A 25,949-nucleotide genomic window follows, 5' to 3' on the forward strand; every position below is an offset into this window, starting at 1 on the left:
TGGACGGAGCCGCGCGTCGCGCGGGAGGACTCAGGACGGCGCCGCCGCCGGTTCGCGTCGCGGTGGGAGTGCGGGCAGCGCGTTGAGGAGGCTGCGGGTGTAGGGGGCTCGGGGTGCGGTGAAGACCTCCTCCTGCGGGCCTTGCTCGACGACGCGGCCGTCCTTCATCACCAGCACGTGATCGCTCATGTGGTGCACCACGCCGAGGTCGTGCGAGATGAACAGGTACGCCACGCACAGTTCGGCCTGCAAGGTGGTGAGCAGGTCGAGCACTTGGGCCTGGATCGACACGTCGAGCGCGGACACCGGTTCGTCACACACGATCACCGACGGCCGGGGCGCGAGCGCGCGGGCGATGGCGACGCGCTGGCGCTGCCCGCCGGACAGGTGCAGCGGCCGGCGCCGCCGGTGCTCGTCGCCGAGCCCGACCTGCTCCAGCAGTTCGCCGACCCGCAGCGCTCGGGCACGCGCGGTGGTGAACTCCGCCGGATCGAGGCTGTCGCGCAGGACGTGCTCCACGCTCCACCGCGGGTCGAAGGAGCTCAGCGGGTCCTGGTAGATCACGGTGATCCGCTTGCGCAGCGGCCTGCGCCGCCGCGGGCTCAGCGTCGTCCACGGGCCGTCGAGGAGATCGACGGTGCCGTCGTCCGGTGCCTCCAGCGCCAGCGCCATCCGGGCGGTGGTGGTCTTGCCGGAGCCGGATTCCCCCACCACGCCGAGGGTTTCGCCTGCTCGCAGCTCGAAGGACACGTCGTCGACGGCGGTGCGCACGCGTCGGTCGGGGCCGCGGAAGCGCTTGACCAGACCGGAGGCGCGCAGCACCGGGGTGTGCGTCCGGGCGGTGCCGCGGTCCGGCAGCACCGTTCCGGCGGGCCGGTCGGGGTGCGGTGACAGCAAGGTGCCCTTCGGGTGGTTCGAGGGCACGGCGTCCAGCAGCGCCCGGGTGTACTCGTGGCGGGGTGCGCCCAGCACGTCGCCGACCGGACCTCGTTCGACGATCTCGCCCTGCCGGATCACGGCGACCTCGTCGGCCAGCCGGGACACCACGGCGAGGTCGTGGCTCACGAGGATGAGGCTCTGCCCCGCGCGCTTGCGTTCCGCGAGCAGGTCGAGGATGCGGACCTGCACGGTCGCGTCGAGCGCGGTGGTCGGTTCGTCGGCGATGAGCAGCCCCGGGTCCAGCGCGATGGCCTGCGCGATGAGCACCCGCTGCCGCAGCCCGCCGGAGAGCTCGTGCGGCAGCTGGCGAGCACGCACCCGCGGTTCCGGCACGCCCACCTGTTCCAGCAGCTCGTGCACCCGCTCGGCGCGCTGTGCGCGGTTTCCCCGGCCGTGCAGCGACAGAGCTTCGTCGACTTCGCGGCCGACCGGGCGCAGCCGGTCCAGCGAGACCAGCGCGTCCTGGAGCACGAACCCGATGTCGCGCCCCCGGATCCGCCGCCACTGCCGGTCGCCGAGCCCGCGCAGGTCGGTGCCGTTGAAGTCGAGGCGTCGCGCCGACACCCGCGAACCGGCGCCGGTGAGCCCGACGAGGGTGCGCGCGGTGACGCTCTTGCCGGAACCCGATTCACCGACGATGGCCAGGCACCGACCGGCGTGCAGCTCGAACGACGCCCCGTGCACGACCTCGCGCGCGCCGAAGCCGATCCGCAGGTCCTCGACCCGCAACAGCGGTTCACCCGTCATGGTGCGTTCCTTCCAGTCGCCGCTGCAGGGCCCGGCCCAGCGCGGTCACCGACAACGCCAGCCCGACCACGGCCACGCCGGGGAACACCTCCAGCCACCACGCGTGCGTCATGTAGGCGCGGCCGGCGTCCAGCAGCGCACCCCACTCCGAGGACGGCGGCGCCGCGCCCAGCCCGAGGAACGCCAGCCCCGAGGCCCACACGATCGACTGGCCGACGCCGAGCGTCGTGGCCACCGCCAGCGGGCGCATCGCGTTCGGGAAGACGTGCCGGGCGACGACGCGCGGGTAGGAGTGCCCGAACGCGGTCGCGGCCTCCACGTAGCCGGAGCCGCGCGCGGCGAGCACCTGGCCGCGGATCATCCGCGCGTAGCCGGGCGCGGTGCCGACACTGACCGCGACGACGAGCGTCACCGGCCCCGGACCGAACACCGCTACGAACAGCAGCGCCAGCAGCAGCACGGGGAACGCGAACAGCACCTCGATGAACCGGTTGATCGCCCCGTCGAGGATGCGCCCGGACAGCCCGGAGAGCACGCCCAGCACCACCGCCGCCGACATGCCCAGCGCGGTCGCGCCCACCCCGATCAGCAGCGAATCCCGCGCGCCGTGCACGATCCGCGCGTACAGGTCGCGCCCGGAGGGGTCGGTGCCCAGCGGGTGCCGCCACGACGGCGGCTCCAGAACGCGGGTGAGGTCGATCGCGAGCGGGTCGCGAGCGGTCACCAGCGCGGGCCAGAGCGCCGCGGTGGCGAAGAACGCCACGGCGACGGCGGCGAGCAGCAGGCCGGGGCGCAGCCGCACGACCGGCCGGGAGGGTGCGGGAGCGAGTGCGGTCATGAGTCGCCCAACGTCGGGTCGATGAGCGCGTGCAGCGCATCGACGATCAGGTTCGCCAGCACGTACACCACGGCGACGAACAGCACGATGCCGCCGACCAGCGGGATGTCCCGGCTGTTCGCGGCCTGCACCAGCACCTGCCCGATGCCGGGGCGCACGAACACCGTCTCGGCGATCACCGCGCCGGAGAACAGCGCACCGATCGCCCAGCCGGACAGCGACACCGCGGGCAGCAGCGAGTGCCGCAGCACGTGGCGCACCCGCACCCGCAGGTCGCTCATGCCGCGGGCGCGGGCGGAGAGCACGAACGGGCGGTCCAGCACGGCGGTGAACTCGTCGCGGGTGACCTGCCCGAGGAACCCGGACAGCGGCAGCGCCAAGGTCAGCGCGGGCAGCACCAGCCCCAGCGCGCCGCCCTGCCCTTCGACGGGGAACAGCTGGAACTCGATGGCGAACACCACGAGCAGGATCGCGGCCAGCCAGTAGTGCGGCAGCGCGGCGGCCACCGTCTCCAGCCCGGATCCGATCGCCGCGATCCACCTCCCGCGCCCGGCGGTGAGCACCGTGACGACCACCGCGAACGCCCACGCCAGCACGAGCGCCGTGCAGGCCAGCACCAGCGTCGGGGTGATCTGCTCGAGGATCAGCCCGAGCACCGGGCGGTGCAGCTGGTAGGAGGTGCCGAGGTCACCGCGCAGCAGCCCGGCAAAGTAGTTCCAGTACTGCACCGGAAGCGGATCGTCGAAGCCGTGCTGCGCGTTGACCGGCGCGAGCTCCTCCGGGGTGCGTTCGCGGTTCTCCCCGCTGGACTGGTTGAGCAGCAGCGTCGCCCGGTCCCCCGGCATCAACGCCTGGATCAGGAAGGTGCCCGAGGCCGCCGCCCACAGCACGATCAGCGCGCCCACCGCGCGGGAGGCGATCCAGCGCGCCACGCGACGCCCGGATCCCGCGCCCGGTTCGGGGAGTTCCGCCGCGGTCATCGGACGAACCTCGCGTCGTGGAACACCGGCTCCCCCTGGGACTTCTCGATCCACACGTCGCGCAGGCCCGGCCGCACGGCCAGCGAGGTGGTCTGGGTGTAGAGGCCGATCGCGACCGCGTCGTCGGAGATGATCCGCTGCGCTTCGGAGTACAGCGTCCGCTGCTCGGCCGGGTCGAGGGTGGAGTTGGCGCGCGAGATGACGCGCTCCAGCTCCGGGTTGTCGTAGAAGGTGTTGTTCTGCGGGTTCGGCCGCTCCGGCAGCCTGCGCCGCCAGTTGATGTAGAGCAGGCCGGGCGTGGGGCTCGTCCAATAGCCGGTGATGGCGTTGTAGCTGTCCGGGGAGGAGTACTTGCCGCCGAAGTACTCGCTCTGCGTCGCGGGCAGCAGCTCGACGTGGAACCCGGTTTCCTTCGCCATCTGCTGGACGTTCTGCAGCAGCGCCACGCCTTCCGGCCCGATCACCGCGCCCGCCGGGTAGACGATCACCGGCTTCAGCTCCACGCCGTCCTTCACCCGGTAGCCGGCGGCGTTGCGCTCGGTCCAGCCCGCTTCGTCGAGCAGCCCGTTCGCCTTGGCCGGGTCGTGGCGGTGCGCGTCGGCGAATTCGGGGTCGTGCAGCGGAGTGCTCCTGCTGAGCGCGCCGTTGCCGTTGTACGGCACCACGTCGAAGAAGGAGGCGCGCACGGCGGACTCCCAGTCGGCGGAGTGCGCGAACGCCCGGCGCACCCGCACGTCGTCGAACGGGGCGCGGGAGGCGTTGATGTTCAGCGCCACGGGCCTCCCCGGGGTGATGTACTGCTGCACCTCGAACCGCTCGCGGGCCTCGGCCCAGTCGATGGCGGGCACGTCGTAGATCACGTCGGACTCGCCGCTGCTGATCGAGCCGTAGCGCGACGTGGGGTCCTTGAGGAACTTCCACTCCAGCTTGCGCGCGTACGCCGGTCCCTGGTGCTTGGCGTTGGCCGGCGCGGAAGTGTAGTTCTCGTTGCGCACGAAGGTGATCCGCTGGTTGCGCTCCCAGCTCTCGATGCGGAACGGGCCGCTGCCGACCGGCTGCTCGCAGTTCGCCCGGGTGCCGCGGGCGAGCGCGGTGGGCGATTGGACGCCGAAGTAGCCCTGGGTCAGCACCGTCAGCAGCGGCGCGTAGGGCTTGGTCAGGTGCATCCGGAAGGTGAGCGGATCGACGGCCTCGCCCCGCTCGTAGTACTCGCCGATGTAGGCGAACACGGTGCTGTTCTGCGTCTCCGGGTCGAGGTAGTGCTCGAAGTTCGCCCGCACCGCCGCCGCGTCCAGCGGCGTTCCGTCGGTGAAGCGCACGCCCGGCTTGAGGTGGAAGGTGTAGGTCCGCTGGTCCGGCGAGATCTCCCAGCGCTGCGCCAGCCACGGCACCACCTCGCCGCCGGAGTCCAGCGACACCAGGTTGTCCAGGTACTGCCGCGCCAGGTATGCGTTCTGCACCCAGCCGCCGTGCACGCAGGGCGGTTCCTGCTCGTGGGCGTACTCGACGACCCCGCCGTCGTCCGGTGCCGCGCCGTCGGCGGCCGAGCAGCTCGCGGCCAGCGCCACCACCACGAGCGCGGCGGCGCACCGGGCGGCGCGGCCGGGCAACGACGTGAACCCCATGTACCTCCTCCTCCGCGGCCGGTGCCACCGCACCGGCACCACCCGCCGGACGCGGGTGTGCTCCGAAAGCTAAGGAGCGCCGGTGGGGGCGCCAAGGGTTGCGATCAGGGAGATGCCAACCCTCGGCCGGGCGGCGCGCGAGCCCTAGCGTCGGCGGGAGCCGGACAGCCGAGAGCCGGCCCGCGCGATGCGGGAGGAACCCGACGCCCGGGAGGGAATCCGATGCCACGCCCACTGCAGTTCTCCGCGTTCGTCATGAACACGACCTCGCACATCACCCATGGGGCCTGGCGGCTGCCGGAGGCGCGGCAGACCGAGTTCAACTCGCTGGAGCACTGGGTGTCGCTGGCGCGCGAACTGGAGCGGGGCAAGTTCGACTTCATCTTCTTCGCCGACGTCGTGGGGCTCTACGCCGATCACCGCTCGTCGTGGGAGAAGTTCGTCGAATCCGGGTTGCAGATCCCCAGCAACGATCCGTCGGTGCTGGCCTCGGCCATCGCGCACGCCACCTCGGAGCTGGGCATCGCGATCACCAGTTCGGTGCTGCAGGAGCACCCGTTCAACTTCGCGCGCAAGATCTCCACGCTGGACCACGCCTCGCGCGGCCGGATCGCCTGGAACATCGTCACGAGCCTGTCGCCGAACGCGTGGCGCAACTTCGGCTACGACGACATCACCCCGCACGAGGATCGCTACGCGTGGGCCGACGAGTACGTCGACGTCGTCTACAAGCTCTGGGAAGGGTCCTGGGACGACGGCGCGCTGCTGCAGGACAAGGAGCGCGGCGTGCACGGCGACTTCAGCAAGATCCACAAGATCCACCACGAGGGCCGCCGCTACCGCGTGGAAGGCCCGCACCTGGTCGCGCCGTCACCGCAGCGCACCCCGCTGCTGTTCCAGGCCGGGTCCTCCCCCACCGGGCGCCGGTTCGCGGCCCGCAACGCGGAGGCCCAGTTCATCCAGTCGCCCAGCCCGAAAGACGCGAAGGCGCTGATCGACGACACCCGCCGCCTGGTCGTGGAGGCCGGGCGCAAGGCGGGCGACCTGAACTTCTTCCAGGGCTTGTCGTTCGTCATCGGCAGCACCGAGGCTGAGGCTCGGCGCCGCGCCGACGAGGTGGACGAGTACATCGACGACGACGCGATCATCGCGCACGCGGCGGGCGGCATCGGTGTCGACCTCGGGCACTACGACCTGGACACCCCGATCGGCGACATCGAATCGGAGGGGTCGCGCAGCCACCTGCTGTGGCTGCGGGAGGCGGTCCCGGACCGGGAGCCCACGGTGCGGGACCTCGCGCGGCTGCGGACCCGCAACGGCCGCGTGGTGGGCACCCCGGAGCAGATCGCCGATCGGCTCGCCGAATGGCGCGACGCAGGGGTGGACGGCATCAACGTCACGAACTACACGATTCCTTGCAGCTACTCGGAATTCATCGAGCACGTGACGCCGGTGCTGCAGGAACGCGGCCTGGCGCAACGGGAATACCGCCCCGGCACGACCCGCCACAAGCTCACCGGCGCCGACCACCTCGACGACCACCACCCCGCAGCCGCCTACCGCGGCGCGTTCTCCTGACCCACCGGCCGTGACCTGCACGACGGGCGGGTGCGGAACCCCCGCCACCGGCCCGGGTCCCTCACGTTCCGCGCTCGCACCGTGCTTCAGAACTTCACCCTCCTCTGCGATCCCGCGAGGAACCCGGGGAAAGCGTGATCACGGTCGCGGAGACGCGCACGGCGCGGAAGCGGGGTGCAGCACATCAACGGTCACCTCGCCCGACCACGACGCAGATCATTCCGAGCAGGACTTCCGAGGAGCAGCAGTGAACATCGAGACCCCGCCCGCGCACGTCGACCCGGTGCTGCCCGGATCACCGGAGGTCTCCGCGCTGGTAGCGGAGATCGCCGCCGGAGCCGAGCACCGCGCGGCGCACGACCTCAACGCGCACGAGCAGATCGACTGGATCCGGCGAGCCCGCCTCGGCGCTATCACCCTGCCCGTCGCCGACGGCGGGCCCGGCGTCTCCGTGCGCGCCCTGCTGTCGCTGGTGATCGACCTCGCCGCGGCGGACCCGAACGTCGCGCACGTCCTGCGCGCGCACTTCTGGCAGGTCAACGAGATCCTGCGGGCGCTGCCGCCCGGTCCGCAGCGGCAGCGCTGGGTCGAGGAGATCCGCGCGGGCAAGCTGTTCGGCAACGCCAGCAGCGAACGCGGCGAGCAGGCCGCCGGATCGTTCTCGTTCGCGACCGGGCTCACCCGCACCGGCGACGGTTTCCGGCTCAACGGCGAGAAGTTCTACAGCACCGGCACCCTGTTCGCCGATTGGATCGGGGTGTCCGCGCAGCTCGACCAGAACACGGTCGCGGCGGTCCTGGTGCCGATCGACCGCGCGGGCGTGACCGTGGTCGACGACTGGGACGGCATCGGGCAGACCCGGACCGGAACCGGCACCACCACCTTCGAGGACGTCGTCGTCGAGGAGCACGAAGTGCTCGACGTGCGCGTGAACGACGGCTCCCCGCGCGGCGCGAGCGATGTCGCGCTGCTCCAGCTCTACCTCCAGGCGATCATCACCGGCATCCTGCGCAACGCGGCCGACGACGCCGCCCGGCTGGTCCGGGGCCGCACCCGCTCGTTCCAGCACGCCCCGACCGCCTCACCGGCCGACGACCCGATCCTGCACGCCGAGGTCGGGCGCATCACCAGTGCCGCCTACGTCGCCGAGGCCGCGGTGCTCGCCGCCGCCGACGAGATCGACGCCGCCTACCGCTCCGAACGGCTGGGAGAACCCGATCCGGCGCTGTTCACCGCGGCATCGCTGGCGGCCTCGAAGGTGAAGGTGCACGTGGACGAGGTCGGGCTGCGCGCGGCGAACGCCGTGTTCGAGGTGGGCGGGGCGTCGGCGGCCTCCCGATCCCGGAACCTGGACCGGCACTGGCGCAACATCCGCACCCTCACCCTGCACAACCCGACGTCGTACAAGGCCGCCGCGGTCGGCGACGTGTTCATCAACTCGACCCCGCTGCCGGTCAACGGCTACTTCTGAGCGGTCGCCCTCCCACATTCCGGGACACCGCTGCCGCCGGGCGCGCGGGGTCGGCGAGGTGCATCACACGGGTCGTCAAAACCTGTTCTGGCGCGGTAGTTTTCGATCGTGCCCAGCGATCCGACCGCCCCGCCGATCGTCACCTACGTGACCGTCGCGCTCGGTTGCCGCCTGCCGCTGGTCCGGGTCCTCTGTCGCGGTTCGTCGCCGCTCTCCTGACGAACTCCGCCGACCGCACGGCACCCCGGCCCGGTGCGCCCACATCCGCCCGCGCTCGTGGTGCCGTCCCGCACGTTGCGAGGACCCATGACCGCAGCCCTGCACGCCGTCGCACCTGTCCGCACCGCTGATTTCCCCGTCGTAGCACCAGGTCTGCGCATCGCGGACACGCCCGCCGCCGCGGTGCTGCGGGTCGCCCGCCGCGAAGGGCCGATCTTCCGCGACGCCGCGGCGGCCCGAACGGGGTTGAGCCTGCCCACCGTCAACCGGCACGTGGTGGCCCTCGTCGAAGCAGGGCTGCTGCGCGAACGGGCCGACCTCGCTCCGTCCGGCGCGGTCGGCCGCCCGCGGTTGCCGTTCGAGCTGCGCCGGGAGCCGTACCTGACCGTCGGGGTCCACATCGGCTACCGCACCACCACCATCACCACCCACGACCTGCACGGACGGGTGCTCGGCGGCATCCGGACCAGCACGTCCGGCGACGACGCGCCGGAGGTGCTCACCTCCGTCGGCGCCCGCGCGCGGCGCTTCCTGGCGCGCTGGCCGGGCAGGCGCCCGCTGTGGGCAGGGGTCGCGCTCGGCGGGCGCGTGGACGAGCGCGGCCAGGTGGAGCACTCGCGGCTCGGCTGGCACGACGCCCCGGTCGGCGAGCTGATCGGCTCGCGGCTCGGGCTGCCGATCTCCGTGGCGCCGCACGTGGAATCGATGGCCGCCGCGGAGCTGTCGTTCGGACCGGCCCACGAGCCGCACGGCAGCACGCTGTACTGCTACGCCCGCGAAACGATCGGCGTCGCGCTGACCATCGACGGCGCCGTGCACAACCCCAGCACCGGGCCGGGCGGCATCGGGCACCTGCCCGCCGGGCCGACGGAACTGCTCGATCCGCGCCGCACCGGCAGGCTCGGCGACGCCGTGAGCGACACCGCGGTCGTCGAAGCCGCCCGAACCGCCGGTCTGCCCGTCGGCTCCACCGCGGAGCTGGCCGCGCGGGGCGAGGCGGGCGACGGATCGGCGCTGGCGCTGCTGCGCGAGCGGGCCCGCGTGCTGGGGCGTTCCCTCGGCCACATCGCCGATGTGATCAACCCGGATCGGATCATCCTAGGCGGCCAGGCGTTCACCGAGTTCTCCGGGACTCCGCGCGAAGTGGCGCGGTCCGCGGCGGAGAACTCCGCGGTACCGCACCGGGAATTCCGGGTGACCGCCGCCGGGAACGGGATCCAGCAGCAAGCGGCGGCGGCCGTGTCACTGGACTTCCTCTACGCCGATCCGCTCGCCGCCTTGCGCCACGCGAACCGCGCGCACTCCGCCCGGGACCGGCGCCGGTGAGCTAGTGCGCGCGGATCAGTCCGCCGTCGCAGCGGAGCTGTTCGCCGGTGATGTAGGAGGCTTGGGCGCCGGCCAGGAACACCACCGCCGCCGCGTACTCCTCGGGGGTGCCGAACCGGCCCGCCGGGATGTCCGCGCGGGACGCGTCGCGCACCTCGTCCTCGGCGACGCCGCGCCGCTCGGCCATGGCGGCGTTGAGCGAATTAAGGCGCTCCGTCTCGATCCGGCCGGGCAGCACCATGTTCACGGTGACCCCGTCGGCGGCGACCTCACCGGCGAGGGTCTTCAAGTACCCGGCGAGCGCGCCGCGGCCCACGTTGGACGCGGCGAGCCCGTTGATCGGCTGCTGGACGCCGCTGGACCCGATGGCGATGATCCGGCCCCAGCCGCGTTCCCGCATGCCCGGCAGCACCGCCTCGACCAGGCGGATGTGCGCGGACAGCAGCAACCGCACCGCGTCCTGCGCGGCCTCGGCGCTCATCTCGGCCGCGGTGCCCGGGGCGGGACCGCCTCCGTTGAGCACCAGCACGTCCACCGGCCCGAAACCGGCGGCGGCGTCGACCAGCGAGCGCGGCCCGTCCGGTTCGGTGATGTCCACTCCGATGCCCACGGCCGACGGCAGCTCAGCGGCTTGCCGCTGCGCGAGTTCCGCGCGGCGTCCGCCGAACGCGACGTGCGCGCCTTCGGCCGCCAGCCCGCGCACGACCGCCGCGCCCAACCCGGAGGTCGCACCGGGAACGACCGCGACCCGACCGGTCAGCCCGAGATCCACTGAACCCTCACCTGCTTCCGCACGCCGTCACCGCACCACCTGCGGCATCGCCGAGCAACGATAGTGATCACCGCTCCCCCGGACCAGCCGCGACACCGGCAAGGAGCACTCCACTGCGGACCCCTCTTCCGCCCGGCTCGGGCGCTCAGCCCCATCGAGGAAGGAGGCGGGTGGCGTTGATCCGGTCGATCGCGGCGTGGTCGATCTCCGGTGCCGCGTCCAGGCGTTCCGTCATGGTGGTGGCGATCTCCGCGGGCGCGTACGGGAAATCGCTGCCGAACAGGATGCGTTCCGGGTCGGCGAACGCCGTCAGGCCGGGCAGCGAGTAGGGCGAGGCGGACAGCGCGGTGTCGAAGTAGAACCGGCGCAGGTCGTCGAGGAGTTCCGCCGTGCCGCGCTCACCGCCCGCCATCTCCAGGCAGGCGACGATGCGTTCCGCCGCGTACGGCAGGAAACCACCCGCGTGCGACAGGATGATCTTCAGATCGGGGTGGTGGTGCAGGGTGCCGCTCGCCACCAGGTTCGTCGCGGCGCGGACGGTGTCGAGCAGGAAGTCCGCGGCGAACGGCGGAATCCCGGGCACCGGTTCGGCGGGCAGCGCCGAGGGGTGCACGAACACCACCGCACCCCGCCTGCCCAGCTCGGCCATCAGCGGTTCGAAGGCCGGGTCGCCCAGGTAGGTGCCGCCGCTGTTGGCCAGCAGCACCACGCCGTCTGCGTGCAGTTCGTCGAGCGCGTAGGCGGCTTCGGCGAGCGCTCCGTCCACGTCGGGCAGCGTCAGCGTCGCCCAGAAGCCGAACCGGCCGGGGTGCTCGGCGACGAGCTCGGCGCAGTGCTCGTTGACGGTGCGCGCCATGGCACGGCCGTCCTGCCCCGGCCACGGTTCGACTCCCGGTGTCGTCACGGACAGGATCGCGGTCTCGATGTCGTTGCGGCCCATCAGGTCCAGCGAGGCCTGCGGGCTCCAGTCCGGTGTGCCGCGGCCTCCGGCGTCGGCGCCGTCGCGCAGCAACCGGTCCCGGTACGCGGGCGGAACCACGTGGTGGTGGACATCGATGCGACGAGCCGAGGCCATGACCGCTCCTATTACTTAGCTTGCTAATCAATCGGTAAGGTAGCACCCATGACCGGTAGCCACCAGCGTCCCGAGTCCGCACCTGATGAGCCCGCCGACGACACCGGCGTCGACGAGCTCGCGCAGGCGACCGACGCCCTGTTCCTCGCCATGCGCCGCGCCCGCGCAGCGCACGCCGCCGAGGTGGGCGGGCTCTCGCTGGCCCAGCTCGCGATGGTGCTGCCGCTGGCGACCGGCGCGGAGCTGCCGGTGGGCGACCTGGCCGCCGCGGCCGGAGTCACGCTGCCGACCGCGACCCGGATGCTCCAGCAGCTCGAAGGCAAAGGGCTCGTGTCCCGCCGCCGCAGCCCCGAGGACGAGCGCCGAGTGCTGATCACCCTCACGGATGCGGGAATCCAAGCGCTGCAACGACTCCGCGCCCAGCAACGCCAGGCGCAGGCCCGCGGCTACGCGGTGTTCACCCCGGAAGAACGCCTGCACCTGGCCGCCGAGCTCGGACGCCTGACCGAGGTCATCAACACCGGCTACCGCCACCGCCGCGGCTGAACACCTGGAGCCGACGTCCGGTATGGACTCGGCGTGCGCTGCCGGAGATGATCGGACGGAGCCGACCACGAACAGGAACCCGCATGCCCGACGAACCCGCCGCCGGTATCGGCCGCGACCGCCAGTCCTCGATCTACCGGGCCGGGGTGTCCGGGCGGAAACCCGTGGTCCCCACCGATTTCCGCACGTTGGAGCGGCGAGCGCGGCGGACGGCCTCCGCGGAGGGTTGGGCCTACGTCGCCGGTGGCGCGGGTGACGGCGCGACGATGCGCGCGAACCGGGCCGCGTTCGACCGCTGGTCGATCGTGCCGCGCATGCTGCGGGACGTGTCCCGGCGGGACCTGGGCGTGGAGCTGTTCGGCCGCCGCATCCCGGCGCCGGTCCTGCTCGCACCCGTGGGCGCCGCCGAGCTGATCCACCCCGAGGCGGACCTGGCCGTCGCGAAGGCGGCGGCGGAGCTCGGCCTGCCGTACGTGTTCTCCAACCAGGCCTGCGTCCCGATGGAGGAGTGCGCCGCCGCGATGGGCGCATCCCCGCGCTGGTTCCAGCTGTACTGGAGTACCGACGACGACCTGGTGGACAGCCTGCTGTCCCGCGCGCAGCGCTGCGGAGCCGAAGCGATCGTGGTCACGCTGGACACGACGTTGCTGGGGTGGCGCCCGCAGGACCTCAACCTCGGTTCGCTGCCGTTCGCGCGGGGCCAGGGCATCGCCCAGTACACCTCGGACCCCCGGTTCCGGGAGATGGTGCGCGAGCGGGTCGCCGGCGGCGCGGGCGAGGAGTCCGACGTCCGCGTCACGTTCTCCGCGATCCGGGCGCTGCTGTCGATGAGCCGCCGGTTCCCCGGCCCGCTGCTGCGCAACCTGCGCTCCCCGGAGCCGCGCGCGGCGGTGCAGACCTTCCTCGACACCTACTCCCGGCCGTCGCTGAACTGGTCGGACCTGGCGACGCTGCGGAACCGCACGTCGCTGCCGATCCTGCTCAAGGGCGTGCTGCACCCCGACGACGCGCGCCGCGCGGTCGACGCCGGGGTGGACGGAGTGGTCGTGTCCAACCACGGCGGTCGCCAGGTCGACGGTTCCGTCGCCGCGCTGGACGCGCTGGCCGAGATCGCGCCGGTGGTCGACGGCGAGCTCACCGTGCTGTTCGACAGCGGCATCCGGTCCGGCGCGGACGTCGTCAAGGCGCTGGCCCTGGGTGCGGACGCGGTCTGCCTGGGCCGCCCGTACCTCTACGGGCTGGCGCTGGCCGGGGCGGAAGGCGTGCGCGCGGTCGCGGCGAACGTGCTCGCCGAGCTCGACCTCACTCTCGGGCTCACCGGCCACGCCTCCCCCGCCGAGCTCACCCGCGACGCCCTCCGCCCGGCCTGATCACTCCCGCATCGCGGCGGCGATCTTCTCCCCGACGAGCACCGCGGTCAGGTGCGGATTGGCCCGCGGCACCCACGGGAACACGCTCGCGTCGGCCACCCGCAGCCCCTCGACGCCCTGCACCCGGCCGTCCGGGTCCACCACGGCGTCCGGTGCTCCCGGCGCGCCCATCCGGCAGGTGCCGGAGGCGTGCGCGGTGTCGATGACGTTGGCCAGGGCGAACTGCGCGAACTCCGCGTCGGACATCGGCGCGTCCGGCGGGACCATCGCCGTGCCGAGCCCCATCCCGGCGGAGATCTTCTGCAGTTCCGGCTGGGCCGCGATCTCGCGCAGCTCGTCGACGACGACGCGGAACCTGCGCAGGTCCACGGGGTCGGCGAGCAGGTTCAGCTCCACCGCCGGGTCGATCGTCGGGTCGGTGGAGGTGAGCCGCACCCGGCCGGTCGAGCTCGCCCGGTTGTTCCAGCCGACGATCCCGGCGACCGGGAGCCCTTCGCCCAGCGCGCCCGGGGTGGCGATCACGCCGTCGTTGACGGCCTCCCCGACTCCGGTGGTGAAGCGCAGGAACAGCTGCCCGCGCTCAGGCAGGCCGCGGTAGTCCGGCGGCTCGTGCAGGCCGAGGATCAGCATCATCGCCGCGTGGTCCTGCAACCCGCGCCCCACCGGCAGATCCACGACGGGCTCGACGCCCACCTTCCGCAGCTCCGCGGCGGGGCCGATCCCGGAGCGCTGCAGGATCGCCGGGGAGTGCACCGCGCCTGCCGAGACCACGACCTCGGCGGCGTGGAACTCGGTGACCTCGCCCTCGACGAGCGCCCGAACCCCCGTCGCGCGCCCGCCGCTGATCAGGATCCGGTCGACCAGCGCGCCGCCCACGACGTGCAGGCCGGGACGTTCCCGGGCCGGTTCCAGGTAGGCGTCGTTGGTGGAGACCCGCCGCCCGCCGAGGCTGTTGTAGGCGTAGGGCGACACCCCGGTCGCGCCGGGCGCGTTGTGATCGGGCGCCCACGGGTGCCCCATGCGTCCGGTGACCTGGTCCAGGGCCGATTCGACGGTGGCGAAGTCCTCGCGGCGCGGCCGGAGAACGGGGATCGGGCCGTCGGCGCCGTGGTGGTCGTCGGCGCCGAAGTCCTGGTCGTTCTCCAGCTTCCGCAGCAGCGGCAGCACTTCCCGATGGCTCCACCCGGCGCAGCCGTTCGCCGCCCAGCCGTCGAGGTCCTCCGCGGTGGGCCGGATCGCGAACAGCCCGTTCACCGCGGAGCTCCCGCCGACCCCGCGACCGCGCGGGTAGCTCGCCGGTTCCTGTGCGGCGGACCGCGACGCCTGCAACTGCGGGAAGGTGTGGGACTGCGCCAGCTGTTCCACGAGGCGGTTCTTGCCCGGTTCGACGCCCCGGATCGCTTCCGGTGTCTCGGCCGAGCGGTAGTCCGGGCCCGCTTCGAGCACCAGCACCCGCCGCTGATCGTCCTCGGTCAGCCGGGCCGCGAGCGCGGCCCCCGCCGATCCGGCGCCGACGATGATCGTGTCGTACATCGATTCTCCTTGTCGCACTCGCGGAGGCGAGCGTCGCTGAGCGGGCTGGTGGTGCACGCGGAGCTCGTGCGCTCCTCTGACGAGCGGGCTGGCCCGCCCCTTGCCGCGGAGCCTCCGAGCGTTCGACTCGTCCCCGCTTCGCGGGCATCACCGCGAGTCGACCACCCGGCGGGCGCGGGAACAGGAGAAGCCGTGCCGCTGGGGCATGCTCAACACAGTTGTGCCGCACATCACAACAGCCGATCTCGAACCCCCGCACGCCAGGCATCGGCCGTCCGTCGCGAAACTCCCAACTCCCGCGCAAAGGTCTAACCAAAGCGTTGACACCTCGGTAGCCGACGCTTAACGTACGCCACATTGGTTTTACCAAAGGAGGATTTCGTGGGTGTGGATCTGTCGTTCCTGGTGCGCAGCCTGGCCGAGCAGGCGACGCCGGAGCCGGGCACCGACCTGCTGCGCCTGCCCACGGAACGGGAACTGGTCTCCTCCCTCGACATCAGCCGCGGCACGTTGCGCGAGCAGCTGTCGATGCTGGAGATGCTCGGCTTCCTGACCCGCACCCAGGGCCGGGGTTCCTACCTGGGCGTGCCGGACGCGAGCTTCATCCAGCTCTACTTCGACCTCTCCAGCGAGCTCGGGCAGCTCGGCGGCGGCCAGTTCCGCTCGGCGCGCGAGATGCTGGAGATCTCCATGACGGAGGCCGCCGCCCGCCTGGCGACGGCCGACGACGTGGACGTGCTGCGCGGGCTGGTGGACGAGATGGTGCGCGCCAGCGCGGCCGGTGAGGACGAACGCGCGCTGGAAGCGGACCTCGACTTCCACCGCCACCTGTTCACCGTGGTGAACAACCCGATCTTCACCTTGCTGCACGACGGGCTGAGCCACGTGCTGCGCGACGAAGTCGTGGACCGCCGCCGGGTCGCCGTGGAGCGGGAACCGCTGCAGGCGGGCGAGAACCGCGTCATCGACACCGTCCACTACGGAATCGTCGACGCCGTCGAAGCCCGCGACGGCGAGGGTGCGCGGTCGGCGATGCGCCGCCACTTCGAGGTGTGGTCCGCGCTGACCGGCGAGGCCTGACCGCACCCTCCCGGCAGACCGCCGGGACCGGAACAACTCCAGGAATTCGCGCCCGCGCGACCGGGCGCCGACGCGTGCTGCCCGAAACGGGCCGGAGCAGGAGGTTGACTCATGGGCGAACCCGATGTGGTGTTCGTGGGGATCGGCGCCATCGGACGGCACATGGCGGACCGGCTGGTCGCCGCGGGCCGCACGACCACGGCGGTGGATCCGACGCCGAGCGCGCGGGAATGGGCCGCGGCGCGAGGGATCCCGGCGGTTCCGTCGCTGACCGAGGCTCCCCGCGCGGAGTTCGTCGTGGTCATGGTCGCCACCCCGGACCAGCTCGCCGCGCTGGTCGACGAGGCCCTCACCCGCGCCGACCTCGACGGGCAGCGCTGGATCGTGATGAGCACCGTCGGCCCCGACGCGGTCCGCGAGCAGGGCGCTCGCCTCACCGAGGCCGGAGCGCTGGTGCTGGACGTGCCGGTCACCGGCGGTGTCGCGCGGGCCCGCACCGGCGAGCTCACCCTGTTCGCCGCTGGGAACCGGTCCACCGTGGAATTCGCGCGCCCGGTGCTGGACTGCTTCGGCGCGGTGCGCGAAGTCGGTGAGCGGGTCGGCGACGGCCAGGCGATCAAGGTCGTGAACCAGCACCTGTGCTCGGTGCACATCGTCGCCGCCGCCGAAGCGCTCTCGCTGGCCGGTGAGCTCGGGCTGGACCGCGAGCAGGTGCTGTCGCTGGTCGAGGGCGGTGCCGCCGGGTCGTGGATGCTCTCCGACCGGGGGCCGCGCATGGTGCAGGGCACCGATGTCGAGGTCACCAGCACCATCGGCATCTTCGTCAAGGACAGCAACCTCGTCGCCGACGCCGCCCGCCAGGCCGACGCCGACACCCCGCTGCTGGATCTCGCCCGGGAGCGCTACGAACGCGCCGCCGACGCCGGATTGGGCACCCGCGACGACTCCCGAGTGATCGAGACCTACACCTCCGCCTGACCGAATCTCCCCGCACATCGCGGGAAACCGGCCGCCTGGGCATCCAACCCCGGCGGTTCCTGCAAAGGAGCAGATCATGTCCGCCGCCCCCACGACCGGCCCACCGCGCGACGACCCGACGAAGGTGTCGGTCGCCTCGATGATCGGCACCGCGGTCGAGAGCTACGACTTCTTCATCTACGGCACCGCTTCGGCGGCGTACTTCGGATCGGTGTTCTTCCACACCGGCAACGAACTCCTGGGCGTGCTGGCCTCGTTCGCCACGCTCGCCGTGGGGTTCTTCTTCCGCCCGCTGGGCGGGTACCTCGCCGGGCACTACGGCGATCGGCTGGGCCGCAAGACGGTGCTGATGTGGTCGCTGGCGATCATGGGCCTGGGCACGGTGCTGATCGGCGTGCTGCCCACCTACGCGCAGGCCGGATTGCTGGCTCCGGTGCTGCTGATCCTGCTGCGCATCGTGCAGGGCATCGGGTTCGGCGCCGAATGGGGCGGCGCGGTGCTCATGTCGGTGGAGCACGCCCCCGAGCGCAGGCGCGGCTTCTTCGGCGCGGTGCCGCAGATCGGCATTCCCGCCGGTCTGCTGCTGGCCAACGGCGCGTTCCTGGCTTCGGAGGCCGTGTTCGAAGGCGACTGGGTGTGGCGGGTCCCGTTCCTGCTGTCGATCGTGATGGTCGGCGCGGGCATGTTCATCCGGATGAAGATCTCCGAGTCGCCGGACTTCACCGCGATGAAGGACCGCGGCGAGATCCACAAGGCTCCGGCGCTGGAGGTGCTGCGCCGCGACTGGCGGGCCATCCTCAAGATCGTGGCGCTGCGGCTGGCGGAGACCGGCGGCTACTACATCACCACCAGCTTCATGCTCTCCTACGTGGTGCTCGCCGGGTTGACCGACAAGCAGAACGTGCTGATCGGCACCATCGTCGGCTCCGCGCTGGGCCTGCTGAGCCACCTGCTGTTCGGCGCGCTGTCGGACCGGATCGGCCGCAAGCCGGTGTTCCTGCTGGGTGCCGTGTTCACCATCGCCTTCGGCATCCCGATGTTCCTGCTGGTCAACACCGGCGCGGGCATCGCCGTGGTGGTCGCGGTGTCGCTGGGGCTGCTGCTGAGCCACGACCCGATCTTCGCGGTGGAGTCGTCGTGGTTCTCCGAGCAGTTCCCCCGCGACGTGCGCTCGTCCGGGATCTCGCTGGGCTACAACGGCGCGTCGATGGTGGCCGGGCTGCTGCCGTTCCTGGCGACCGCGCTCTACGGCGGTTTGGGCTGGATCGGCCCCGCGCTGCTGTTCGTGCTGCTGGGCGTGATCTCCACCGCCGCCGCCGCGTTCACCCCGGAGACCGCCCCCGCGAAGCTCGCCGAGCCGGACCGCGTTCCGGCCTGACCATCGACCCGCAGTTCGGAGAGGAGTGAACATGACCGCAGTGAGCGCGTCACGCACGAAAGGGCTCGACCTCGCCGCGCGGGCGGATCGGGTGCGCGAAGCCGCGCACCGGATGCGCCACCACATGCTGGACATGGGCGAGGTGCAGGGCCAGGGGTACGTCGGCCAGGCGCTCGGCGTCGCCGACATGCTCGCGGTGACCTACGTGGACCAGCTGCGCCTGAAGCCCGAGGACCCGCACTGGGAGCAGCGGGACCGGTTCCTGCTGTCCACCGGCCACTACGCGATCGCGCTGTACGCGGCGCTGGCGGAGGCCGGGATCGTGCCGGCCGACGAGCTCGACACCTACGGTTCGGACGGCTCGCGGCTGCCGATGTCCGGCATGGCCTCCTACACGCCCGGCATGGAGATCTCCGGCGGTTCGCTCGGCCACGGGCTCACCGTCGCGGTCGGCATGGCGCTGGGGCTGCGGCTGCGGTCGTCGTCCTCGCAGGTCTTCAACTTCCTCTCCGACGGCGAACTCGACGAGGGCTCCACCTGGGAGGCCGCGATGGGCGCGAAGCACCACGGGCTCGGCGGCCTGACCGCGATGGTCGACATGAACGCGCTGCAGGCCGACGGCAAGACGGAGTCGGTGCTCAGCATCGAGCCGGCCGAGGAGAAGTGGGCCGCGTGCGGCTGGTTCACCCAGCGCGTCGACGGCAACGACGTCGAGGCGCTGCTGGCCGCTTTCGACGCCGCCGCCGAGCAGGCCGAGCCGCACGGCACGCCGTCGGTCATCCTCTGCGACACGGTGATCGGGCGCGGTGTTCCGCTGCTGGAGGCCCGCGAGAAGGCCCACTTCATGCGGATCGACGAGCACGAGTGGCAGCAGTGCCGCGACCAGCTCACCGCCGGTTTCGAAGGAGCGAGCGCATGAGCACCCCCACCAAGAAGCGACTCACCACCTCGGCGATGATCGCCTCGTTCGCCGATCCGGGTCAGCCGACCAGCCCCGCGCCGTTCGGGCACGCGCTGGCCGCGCTGGCCGAGCAGGACCAGCGGATCGTCGGGCTCACGGCCGATCTGGGCAAGTACACCGACATGCACGTGTTCGCCGAGGCGCACCCCGGCCGGTTCTTCCAGATGGGCATGGCCGAGCAGCTGCTGTTCGGCGCGGCGGCGGGCATGGCCGAGGTCGGCCTGGTGCCGTTCGCCTCCACCTACAGCGTGTTCGCCGCGCGGCGGGCCTACGACTTCCTGTGCCTGGACATCGCCGAACCGAACCTCAACGTCAACATCATCGGCGGACTTCCCGGGCTCACCACGGGTTACGGCCCGAGCCACCAGGCGACGGAGGACATCGCGATCTTCCGGGGAATGCCGAACCTGACGATCGTGGACCCGTGCGACTCGGTGGACATCGAGCAGGCCGTGCCGCAGCTGGCGGCCTCGGACGGCCCGACGTACCTGCGGCTGCTGCGCGGCAAGGTGCCGACCGTGCTCGACGAGTACGACTACGAGTTCCGGCTGGGCGAGGCTTCGGTGCTGCGCGGCGGGAACGACGTCGTGTTCGTCTCCAGCGGCCTGATGACGATGCGCGCGCTGCAGGCCGCGCAGGACCTCGCCGAGCACGGCGTGGACGTGGCCGTGGTGCACAGTCCCACGATCAAGCCGTTCGACGCGGAGACCGTGCTGCGGGAGACCGACGGCGACCGGCTGGTGGTGACGCTGGAGAACCACACCGTCGTCGGCGGCCTCTTCGAGACCCTCGCGGCCGAGATGGCCAAGGTGGGCGAGCAGAAGCGCGTCGTGCCGATCGCCCTGCCTGACGAATTCCTCGACGCCGGCGCCCTGCCGACGCTGCACGAGCGCTACGGCTTGGCCCGCGGAACCATCGTCTCCAAGGTCCTCGCCGAACTCGCCTGACCCGCACCCCGCCACGAGAGCGCCCCGGAACCACCGGTTCCGGGGCGCTTCCGCGTTCCGGCGCACTCCGCAAGCTCCTTTCACGCACCGCCGATTGCACCGAACGGCGGCTGCCGCGGGAGCACGGTAACGATCTTGCTTCTCCGGGCGAATGACAGTGCACGAGACGCTATCCTCGCTCGCGCTATGAGTATTCCGGGTGACTTATCCACGAATAGCCGGTTTTGCCGCACTATTCCGAAGCGGTTTCCATTTCCACAAATGCCGGATCAAAACCCGCATTCGCGCGGATTCAAGCCATCGATCAGGCGATTGCTGACGCTCATTCGAGTGGCACGATCGAGCAGTGAGACCACGTCGATCACGAATGCACTTACACTGACCTGCCACGAGGCAAGCGCCAATGCGAACAACGGGCATCTTCCAACAGCACGATTCCTCGCGGAGAATTTAACGCGGGAGCTTGAAGTTTCGTGACTTTTCCCGTGGGCGCGCTGATGAGCGGAGGGACCATGCCACGACCTTGGGAAGCGGACCCGGCAGCGACCTTCCGGAGACGAGCAAGTCAGCGCTCGAACTCGGTGCCAGCGAACGAACTGACCTGCCCGGACATCTGGGAACTCGACAACGGCGACATCGCCGTGATCGGCCGCGACCTCACTGCCAGCTACACGAACACGCTGCCCGACGGAGTGAACGTGGGCTCCGACGAACGACTCGTCGTGATTCCCGGATCCATGCTCCAGTCCGCGAAGGGGGACATGCCCCATGGGTGAGGCGACCGGCACTCCCGGCCGAATGGTATCCGGGGACAGGTTGACGCTCGACGAATACGCCGATGACTTCAACGAGCGCTTCTGGAGACCCCGGAACACCGGCGCATGGAAATTCGAACGCGCGCAGACCTTCCGGCAGCCGGAAAGCGCGAGCTGGAATGCGTTCCACGGCGGGAACTGGGAACTGTCGCTGCGGCTGCTCGAAGAGCGGCGGGCGAAGCTCGAGGACTACTTCGACCGCATCTCCGCGCACGGATTCTTCGTGCGCCGCGTCCGGGTGGTGGAGGAACCGCTCAGCTCCTACCTCGTCTGGGAGCTGAACTCGCTGCTCATCCGCCACCAGTCCGGCGCGTCGATCAGCGTCGTCGACGCGGGCTCGCTGGAACCACTGGAGCGCGAAGGCGCGCTGCCAGAGATCTTCGTGATCGGACCGGACACCGTGTACCAGGTCCTCTACGACGCCGACGGCGTCGCCGAAGGCGCGATCCGGTGCGTCGAGCGGTCGACCGCGCGGCGTTGGGCGGAGTTCATCGACGCCCAGCACCAGAACGGGGAAAAGCTCGACGCCTACTTCGACCGAGCAGTGGCGGGATTGCGGCCCGCGCAGTGCGAAGCTCCGTCCGCTTGACGGCGAACCGAGATGGGTGACATGCCGACGCGGGACGGCGACGAAGCCAGGAACGAGCTCTCCGGCAGCGCGAAGGAAGTGATCCAGGCCGGTCGCGTCAGCGGCGGCATCCACTTCCACGGGACGGGTCGCGCCGACGACGGCGTTCCCCGGCAACTCCCGGCCGACGTACCGGGTTTCGTCAACCGGCACGGCGAGCTCGACCAGCTCGACCTGCTGCTGCCCGCCGAGGACGGCGAGGGACGCGCGGCGGCGCCGTGCGTCGTGGTCGGCACGGCGGGAGTGGGCAAGACGTCGCTGGCCGTGCACTGGGCGCACCGCATGGCGCCGCGCTTCCCGGACGGGCAGCTGTACGTCAACCTGCACGGCTACGACCCGGGGCCGCTCGTCACACCGGATCAGGCGCTCGATCGCTTCCTGCGGGCGATGAACGTCCCCGGCGACCAGATCCCGGTCGACCTCGAACCCCGCGCGGCCCTGTTCCGCTCGCAGCTGGCCGGGCGCCGCATGCTGATCGTGCTCGACAACGCGGCCACCGTCGGGCAGGTCCGGCCGCTGCTGCCGGGCATCGGCGGTTGCCTCACCTTGGTCACCAGCCGCAGCAGGCTGTCCGGGCTGGTCGCGCGCGACGGCGCGCGGCGGGTGACGCTCGGCGTCCTGCCCGAGCAGGAGGCCGTCCGGTTGCTGCGGAGCCTCGCCGAAGGCCACCGCGGCGCCGACGACGGTTCGGAGCTCGACGAGCTGGCCCGGCTGTGCGCTCGTCTCCCGCTGGCGCTGCGCATCGCGGCGGAACGCGCGATCAGCAGGCCGAGCGTGCCGTTGGGCGACCTCGTCGAGGAGCTGCGGGACGAATCCGCGCTGTGGGACGCCCTCACCGCGGGCGACGACGACGATGCGGACGCGGTCCGCTCCGTGTTCGCCTGGTCCTACCGCGCGTTGTCGAAGGACGCGAGCCGCTTGTTCCGGCTGCTCGGGCTGCATCCCGGTCGCGATTTCGGTTCGGCCGCAGCCGCCGCGCTGGCGGACCTGCCGGTTGTCCGCGTGCGCCGGCTGCTCGACGACCTGGTCGGCGCGCACCTGCTGGAGCAGCGGCGGCCGGACCGCTACGAGTTCCACGACCTGCTGCGGGCCTACGCCACTGACCAGGCTCGCACCGAGGAATCCGCTGAGACCACCCGCGCGGCGCTCGACCGTTCGGTGCGCTGGTACGCGGGTTGCGCCGACCGGGCCGTGCGGGTGCTCGCCCCGGCGCACCGTCGCCCGCCGATCGACGGTTCCGGCGCCCCGGACTTCGCCACGCCGGAGGAGGCCGCGCAGTGGTACGAGCGCGAGCGGATGAACCTCCTCGCCGCGACGCGGGCCGCCGAGGAAGCGGACCTGCACGAGCTCGCGTGGCTGCTTCCCGCACTGCTGCGCGGCATCTACGCGGGCCGGAACCAGTTCGACGACTGGTTCGCGACCAGCACCATCGGGTTGGGGGCCGCGCGCGCCTCCGGCGACAGGCACGCCGAAGCCGACATGTTGGAGAGCTTGGGAAAGGCGCACACGCAGTCCTCGCGGCGCGTTGAGGGGATTCGGTTCCAGAGCGCGGCTCTCGACATCCGCCGCGAGCTCGGCGACCGGCGGGGCGAGCTCGCCTCCACCAACGCCGTGGGCATGGCGCACCTGCGCGGCCACGAGCTGCACCGGGCGCTGCTCATGTTCGAGCAGACCCACCGGCTCGCGGTCGACGTCGGTGACGAGTACTGGATCGCGGTGTCGTCGAACAACACCGCCAACGTCCACTTGGGACTGGAGCGCTTCGAGGAGGCCGCCGTGCTGCTGCGGGACGCGGTGGAGCGCTACGCCCGGCTCGGCGCTCCCGGCGGCAGGGGCGACGCGCTGCGCGGCCTCAGCCACGCCCACCGGGGGCTCGGGCGCCCGGAGGCCGCGCACCGCTACGTCGAGGAGGCGCTGGCGATCGCCCACGCGCACGAGAACCGCGCGTGGGAGGCGTACTGGTCGCTCGAACTCGGACGGGTGCAGGTCGACCTCGGACGGCCGTCCGAAGCGCTGATCTCCTTCCAGCGCGCGGCTTCCATGCAACGCAGGTTGGCCGACCGCGCCAGGGAAGCCGAGGCGATCGACGCCACCGGAGCGGTGTACCTGGAATTGGACCGGGCCGACGAAGCCGCCGGATTCCACCGCTTGGCGGCGACTTCGTTCCGCGAGCTCGACGACCGGTGGCAGCTGGCCTTCGCGCTGGCCCACCTCACCACCGCGCTCGACCGCACCGGAGCCACCGCCGAAGCCGACCGGTCCCGGCGCGACGCGGCGGACCTGCTCGCCGAGTTCGCCGACCCCGCCGCCGAACGAACCCGAGCCCGCCTCCGCCATCCGGCGGGCGGCGCGTAGTGGATCGTCGCGGGCGACACGGCGAGAACCGCGCCACGGCAACGGCTCCCCGTGCTTCAGGCGGCGCAGTTCCGACCGCTCACAACGAGATCGTGACCTTCCCCCGGGTGTGCCCGCGCTCGACGTACGAGTGGGCGTCGGCGATCTCCTCCAGGGGGAAGCTCCGTTCGATCCGGGGCGTGTAGCGACCTTCCGCGCCCAGCTCCGCCGCCTCGGCCAGGTACGCGGAGTTGTTCTCCGCGTTGGCCTGGTGCACGCCCAGGCGCTCCGCCCCGGCCTGGTCGGCGACGGTCGCGACGCGTGCGGCGTCGCCCACGATCGCGACGAGGTCGGCGAGCGAACCTGAGGCCGCGGTGTCCAGCGCGACGTCGACACCGCCGGGAGCGAGGGCGCCGACGCGCTCGGCAAGGCCGGGACCGTAGGTCGTGGGCACGGCGCCGAGCGAGGCGAGGTAGGCGTGGTTGCGCTCGCTTCCCGTGGCGATCACGGTGGCGCCTCGGGCGATCGCGATCTCCACTGCTGCACTGCCCACTCCACCTGCCCCGCCTTCCACCAGGAGCGTTCGCCCGTCGAGCGGGCCGAGCGGGACCAGCCCGCAGATCGCGGTGACCGAGGCCAGGCCCGCGCCCGCGGCCTGCGCGTCGTCCCACGTGCCGGGAGCTGCGGCCCAAGCGGACAGCACCGCCAGCTCCGCCGTCGCACCGGTGACACCACCGAGCCCGAACACTCGGTCACCCGCGTTCACCCCCGAGACGCCGGTGCCGATCTCGTCGACCACCCGGCGGCGTCGCGCCCCGGGATCGCGGGCAGCTCCAGGGGGAGGAAGTCGCGGACCGCGCCCGAACGCACCTTCCAATCGACCGGGTTGACGCCGGCCGCCGCGACGCGGATGCGGATCTCACCGGCTCCCGGGTGCGGGTCGGGCACCTGCTCGACCACCAAGTTCTCCACGCCGCCGTACTCGTGGTACCTGACCGCACGCATGATGCCTCGCCTCTCCGATGCCGCCGGTGACCACCGGCGCGCGCCGCTCTCCATCCGAGATCAGCCACGGCGCTCCCCCGCGCCGCCCGAGATCACCGTACGCCGGGAACCAGCGGGACGCGTTGACCAGCGGTTCGGCGCTCGCCTGGAGATCTCACCAGGATCCGGGAGCCGAGGCGTCGGCCGGACGGCCGGACCGGTGATGTCGTGGGCGTTCACCGCCTCCCCGTCTCGAAGGCATCGGTGCGCCAATCCGTGCTCGGTCAGGTGAGCGGCGGCGTTGTTCGCGCTACCCGATTCGGGCTGGCCGGAACGCCAGTGCGGGACGATCCGGTAGGGCACTAGGCCGAGGCACTCGGGTGCGGCGGTCGGCGAGTACCCGTCGGGCAGGACCGCCGGGTCGTCGATGAGGTCGGTTCCTCGGAGGTCCGGTCCGGCGACGCAGGCGCCCGCCGAGCAACCGCCGTAGGTGAACTCGCGCCGGGGGAACTGCGCGGCGAGGGCGTCGCGGAATCTCGCCCGGGTCATGGCGCGGGCCAGGACGAACGCGTTGCCTCCCACGACCCAGACCAGGTCGAGTCCGGCCAAGCGCTGAGGCAGTTCCTCGCGCTCGGCGAAGTGGTCGCGGAGGTCGAGCTCTTCGCACGAGTACCCGAACCCCTCGAGGGTGCGCCGTTCGCGGTCGTGCACGCGGGAGCGCGCGGCTCCGGACGCATCGAGCGCGTTCAAGACGATGCCTGCTCTAGCGGTGCGGGAGGTGTGGGGAAGCGCTGCCGGGCGGATACCCGGAGGCAGGAACCACGA

The 25,949-nt window shown here is 71.8% G+C and carries 21 protein-coding genes and 1 pseudogene; 13 read left to right on the forward strand and 9 right to left on the reverse strand.

Annotation, left to right across the window (positions count from 1 at the left end; translation table 11 throughout):
- Positions 1 to 30 precede the first annotated feature (30 nt).
- From OOZ19_RS16850 to OOZ19_RS16865, 4 genes are read right to left on the reverse strand one after another with little or no spacing between them, the layout of a single operon-like run.
- Positions 31 to 1,686, reverse strand: a complete 1,656-nt coding sequence (locus OOZ19_RS16850) for a dipeptide ABC transporter ATP-binding protein (RefSeq protein WP_266091064.1) — start codon at positions 1,684 to 1,686, stop codon at positions 31 to 33.
- A complete protein-coding gene (locus OOZ19_RS16855; protein WP_266091065.1) occupies positions 1,676 to 2,524 on the reverse strand; it encodes an ABC transporter permease in 849 nt (282 codons plus the stop codon). The genes OOZ19_RS16850 and OOZ19_RS16855 overlap by 11 nt, the downstream gene beginning before the upstream one ends.
- On the reverse strand, positions 2,521 to 3,504 hold the full coding sequence (locus OOZ19_RS16860; protein WP_266091066.1) for an ABC transporter permease: 984 nt from the start codon (positions 3,502 to 3,504) through the stop codon (positions 2,521 to 2,523). The genes OOZ19_RS16855 and OOZ19_RS16860 overlap by 4 nt, the downstream gene beginning before the upstream one ends.
- The gene (locus tag OOZ19_RS16865; protein ID WP_266091067.1) at positions 3,501 to 5,129 is read right to left on the reverse strand and encodes an ABC transporter substrate-binding protein; all 1,629 of its coding nucleotides are present in this window, start codon (positions 5,127 to 5,129) and stop codon (positions 3,501 to 3,503) included. The genes OOZ19_RS16860 and OOZ19_RS16865 overlap by 4 nt, the downstream gene beginning before the upstream one ends.
- A gap of 222 nt (positions 5,130 to 5,351) precedes the next feature.
- Between OOZ19_RS16865 and OOZ19_RS16870 the strand changes: the two genes are divergently transcribed.
- From OOZ19_RS16870 to OOZ19_RS16880, 3 genes are all read left to right on the forward strand, one after another.
- Positions 5,352 to 6,707 (forward strand): LLM class flavin-dependent oxidoreductase, encoded by a 1,356-nt coding sequence (locus tag OOZ19_RS16870; protein ID WP_266091068.1) that lies wholly within the window; start codon positions 5,352 to 5,354, stop codon positions 6,705 to 6,707.
- A gap of 247 nt (positions 6,708 to 6,954) precedes the next feature.
- Positions 6,955 to 8,178, forward strand: a complete 1,224-nt coding sequence (locus tag OOZ19_RS16875; protein WP_266091069.1) for an acyl-CoA dehydrogenase family protein — start codon at positions 6,955 to 6,957, stop codon at positions 8,176 to 8,178.
- Between the two features lie 306 nt (positions 8,179 to 8,484).
- Positions 8,485 to 9,723 carry an ROK family transcriptional regulator gene (locus OOZ19_RS16880; protein WP_266091070.1) on the forward strand — a complete coding sequence of 413 codons (1,239 nt, stop codon included), beginning with the start codon at positions 8,485 to 8,487 and terminating at the stop codon, positions 9,721 to 9,723.
- Position 9,724: 1 nt separating this feature from the next.
- Here OOZ19_RS16880 and OOZ19_RS16885 read toward each other — a convergent pair whose 3' ends face one another.
- Positions 9,725 to 10,495, reverse strand: coding sequence for an SDR family oxidoreductase (locus tag OOZ19_RS16885; RefSeq protein WP_266091071.1), 771 nt, complete (start codon positions 10,493 to 10,495; stop codon positions 9,725 to 9,727).
- A gap of 145 nt (positions 10,496 to 10,640) precedes the next feature.
- On the reverse strand, positions 10,641 to 11,570 hold the full coding sequence (locus OOZ19_RS16890) for an amidohydrolase family protein (protein WP_266091072.1): 930 nt from the start codon (positions 11,568 to 11,570) through the stop codon (positions 10,641 to 10,643).
- A 48-nt stretch (positions 11,571 to 11,618) separates the two neighbouring features.
- On the opposite strand from OOZ19_RS16890, the gene OOZ19_RS16895 reads away from it, so the two are divergent.
- Entirely contained in the window at positions 11,619 to 12,116 is a 498-nt protein-coding gene (locus tag OOZ19_RS16895) for a MarR family winged helix-turn-helix transcriptional regulator (protein ID WP_266091073.1), read from the forward strand.
- Between the two features lie 83 nt (positions 12,117 to 12,199).
- Positions 12,200 to 13,486, forward strand: coding sequence for an alpha-hydroxy-acid oxidizing protein (locus OOZ19_RS16900; RefSeq protein WP_266091074.1), 1,287 nt, complete (start codon positions 12,200 to 12,202; stop codon positions 13,484 to 13,486).
- Here OOZ19_RS16900 and OOZ19_RS16905 read toward each other — a convergent pair whose 3' ends face one another.
- On the reverse strand, positions 13,487 to 15,019 hold the full coding sequence (locus tag OOZ19_RS16905; protein ID WP_266091075.1) for a GMC family oxidoreductase: 1,533 nt from the start codon (positions 15,017 to 15,019) through the stop codon (positions 13,487 to 13,489).
- A 381-nt stretch (positions 15,020 to 15,400) separates the two neighbouring features.
- On the opposite strand from OOZ19_RS16905, the gene OOZ19_RS16910 reads away from it, so the two are divergent.
- From OOZ19_RS16910 to OOZ19_RS16945, 8 genes are all read left to right on the forward strand, one after another.
- Positions 15,401 to 16,099, forward strand: coding sequence for a FadR/GntR family transcriptional regulator (locus OOZ19_RS16910; RefSeq protein WP_266091076.1), 699 nt, complete (start codon positions 15,401 to 15,403; stop codon positions 16,097 to 16,099).
- A 111-nt stretch (positions 16,100 to 16,210) separates the two neighbouring features.
- Positions 16,211 to 17,077, forward strand: a complete 867-nt coding sequence (locus tag OOZ19_RS16915) for an NAD(P)-dependent oxidoreductase (RefSeq protein WP_266091077.1) — start codon at positions 16,211 to 16,213, stop codon at positions 17,075 to 17,077.
- A gap of 76 nt (positions 17,078 to 17,153) precedes the next feature.
- Positions 17,154 to 18,455, forward strand: coding sequence for an MFS transporter (locus OOZ19_RS16920; RefSeq protein WP_266091078.1), 1,302 nt, complete (start codon positions 17,154 to 17,156; stop codon positions 18,453 to 18,455).
- A 31-nt stretch (positions 18,456 to 18,486) separates the two neighbouring features.
- Entirely contained in the window at positions 18,487 to 19,374 is an 888-nt protein-coding gene (locus OOZ19_RS16925) for a transketolase (RefSeq protein WP_266091079.1), read from the forward strand.
- Positions 19,371 to 20,363 (forward strand): transketolase family protein, encoded by a 993-nt coding sequence (locus tag OOZ19_RS16930; RefSeq protein ID WP_266091080.1) that lies wholly within the window; start codon positions 19,371 to 19,373, stop codon positions 20,361 to 20,363. Before OOZ19_RS16925 ends, OOZ19_RS16930 begins: the two co-directional genes overlap by 4 nt.
- A 581-nt stretch (positions 20,364 to 20,944) precedes the next feature.
- Complete coding sequence (locus OOZ19_RS16935; protein ID WP_266091081.1) at positions 20,945 to 21,139, forward strand: hypothetical protein; 195 nt, start codon at positions 20,945 to 20,947, stop codon at positions 21,137 to 21,139.
- A gap of 40 nt (positions 21,140 to 21,179) precedes the next feature.
- Positions 21,180 to 21,767, forward strand: a complete 588-nt coding sequence (locus OOZ19_RS16940; protein ID WP_266091083.1) for a DUF6879 family protein — start codon at positions 21,180 to 21,182, stop codon at positions 21,765 to 21,767.
- Between the two features lie 21 nt (positions 21,768 to 21,788).
- On the forward strand, positions 21,789 to 24,161 hold the full coding sequence (locus OOZ19_RS16945) for an ATP-binding protein (RefSeq protein ID WP_266091084.1): 2,373 nt from the start codon (positions 21,789 to 21,791) through the stop codon (positions 24,159 to 24,161).
- Positions 24,162 to 24,240: 79 nt separating this feature from the next.
- Here the strand turns inward: OOZ19_RS16945 and OOZ19_RS16950 are convergent.
- Positions 24,241 to 25,145: pseudogene (locus OOZ19_RS16950) on the reverse strand (NADP-dependent oxidoreductase).
- A gap of 60 nt (positions 25,146 to 25,205) precedes the next feature.
- Positions 25,206 to 25,874, reverse strand: a complete 669-nt coding sequence (locus OOZ19_RS16960; protein WP_266091087.1) for a Type 1 glutamine amidotransferase-like domain-containing protein — start codon at positions 25,872 to 25,874, stop codon at positions 25,206 to 25,208.
- Positions 25,875 to 25,949 lie beyond the last annotated feature (75 nt).

The organism is Saccharopolyspora sp. NFXS83, from assembly GCF_026241095.1.
GTDB lineage: Bacteria > Actinomycetota > Actinomycetes > Mycobacteriales > Pseudonocardiaceae > Saccharopolyspora_C.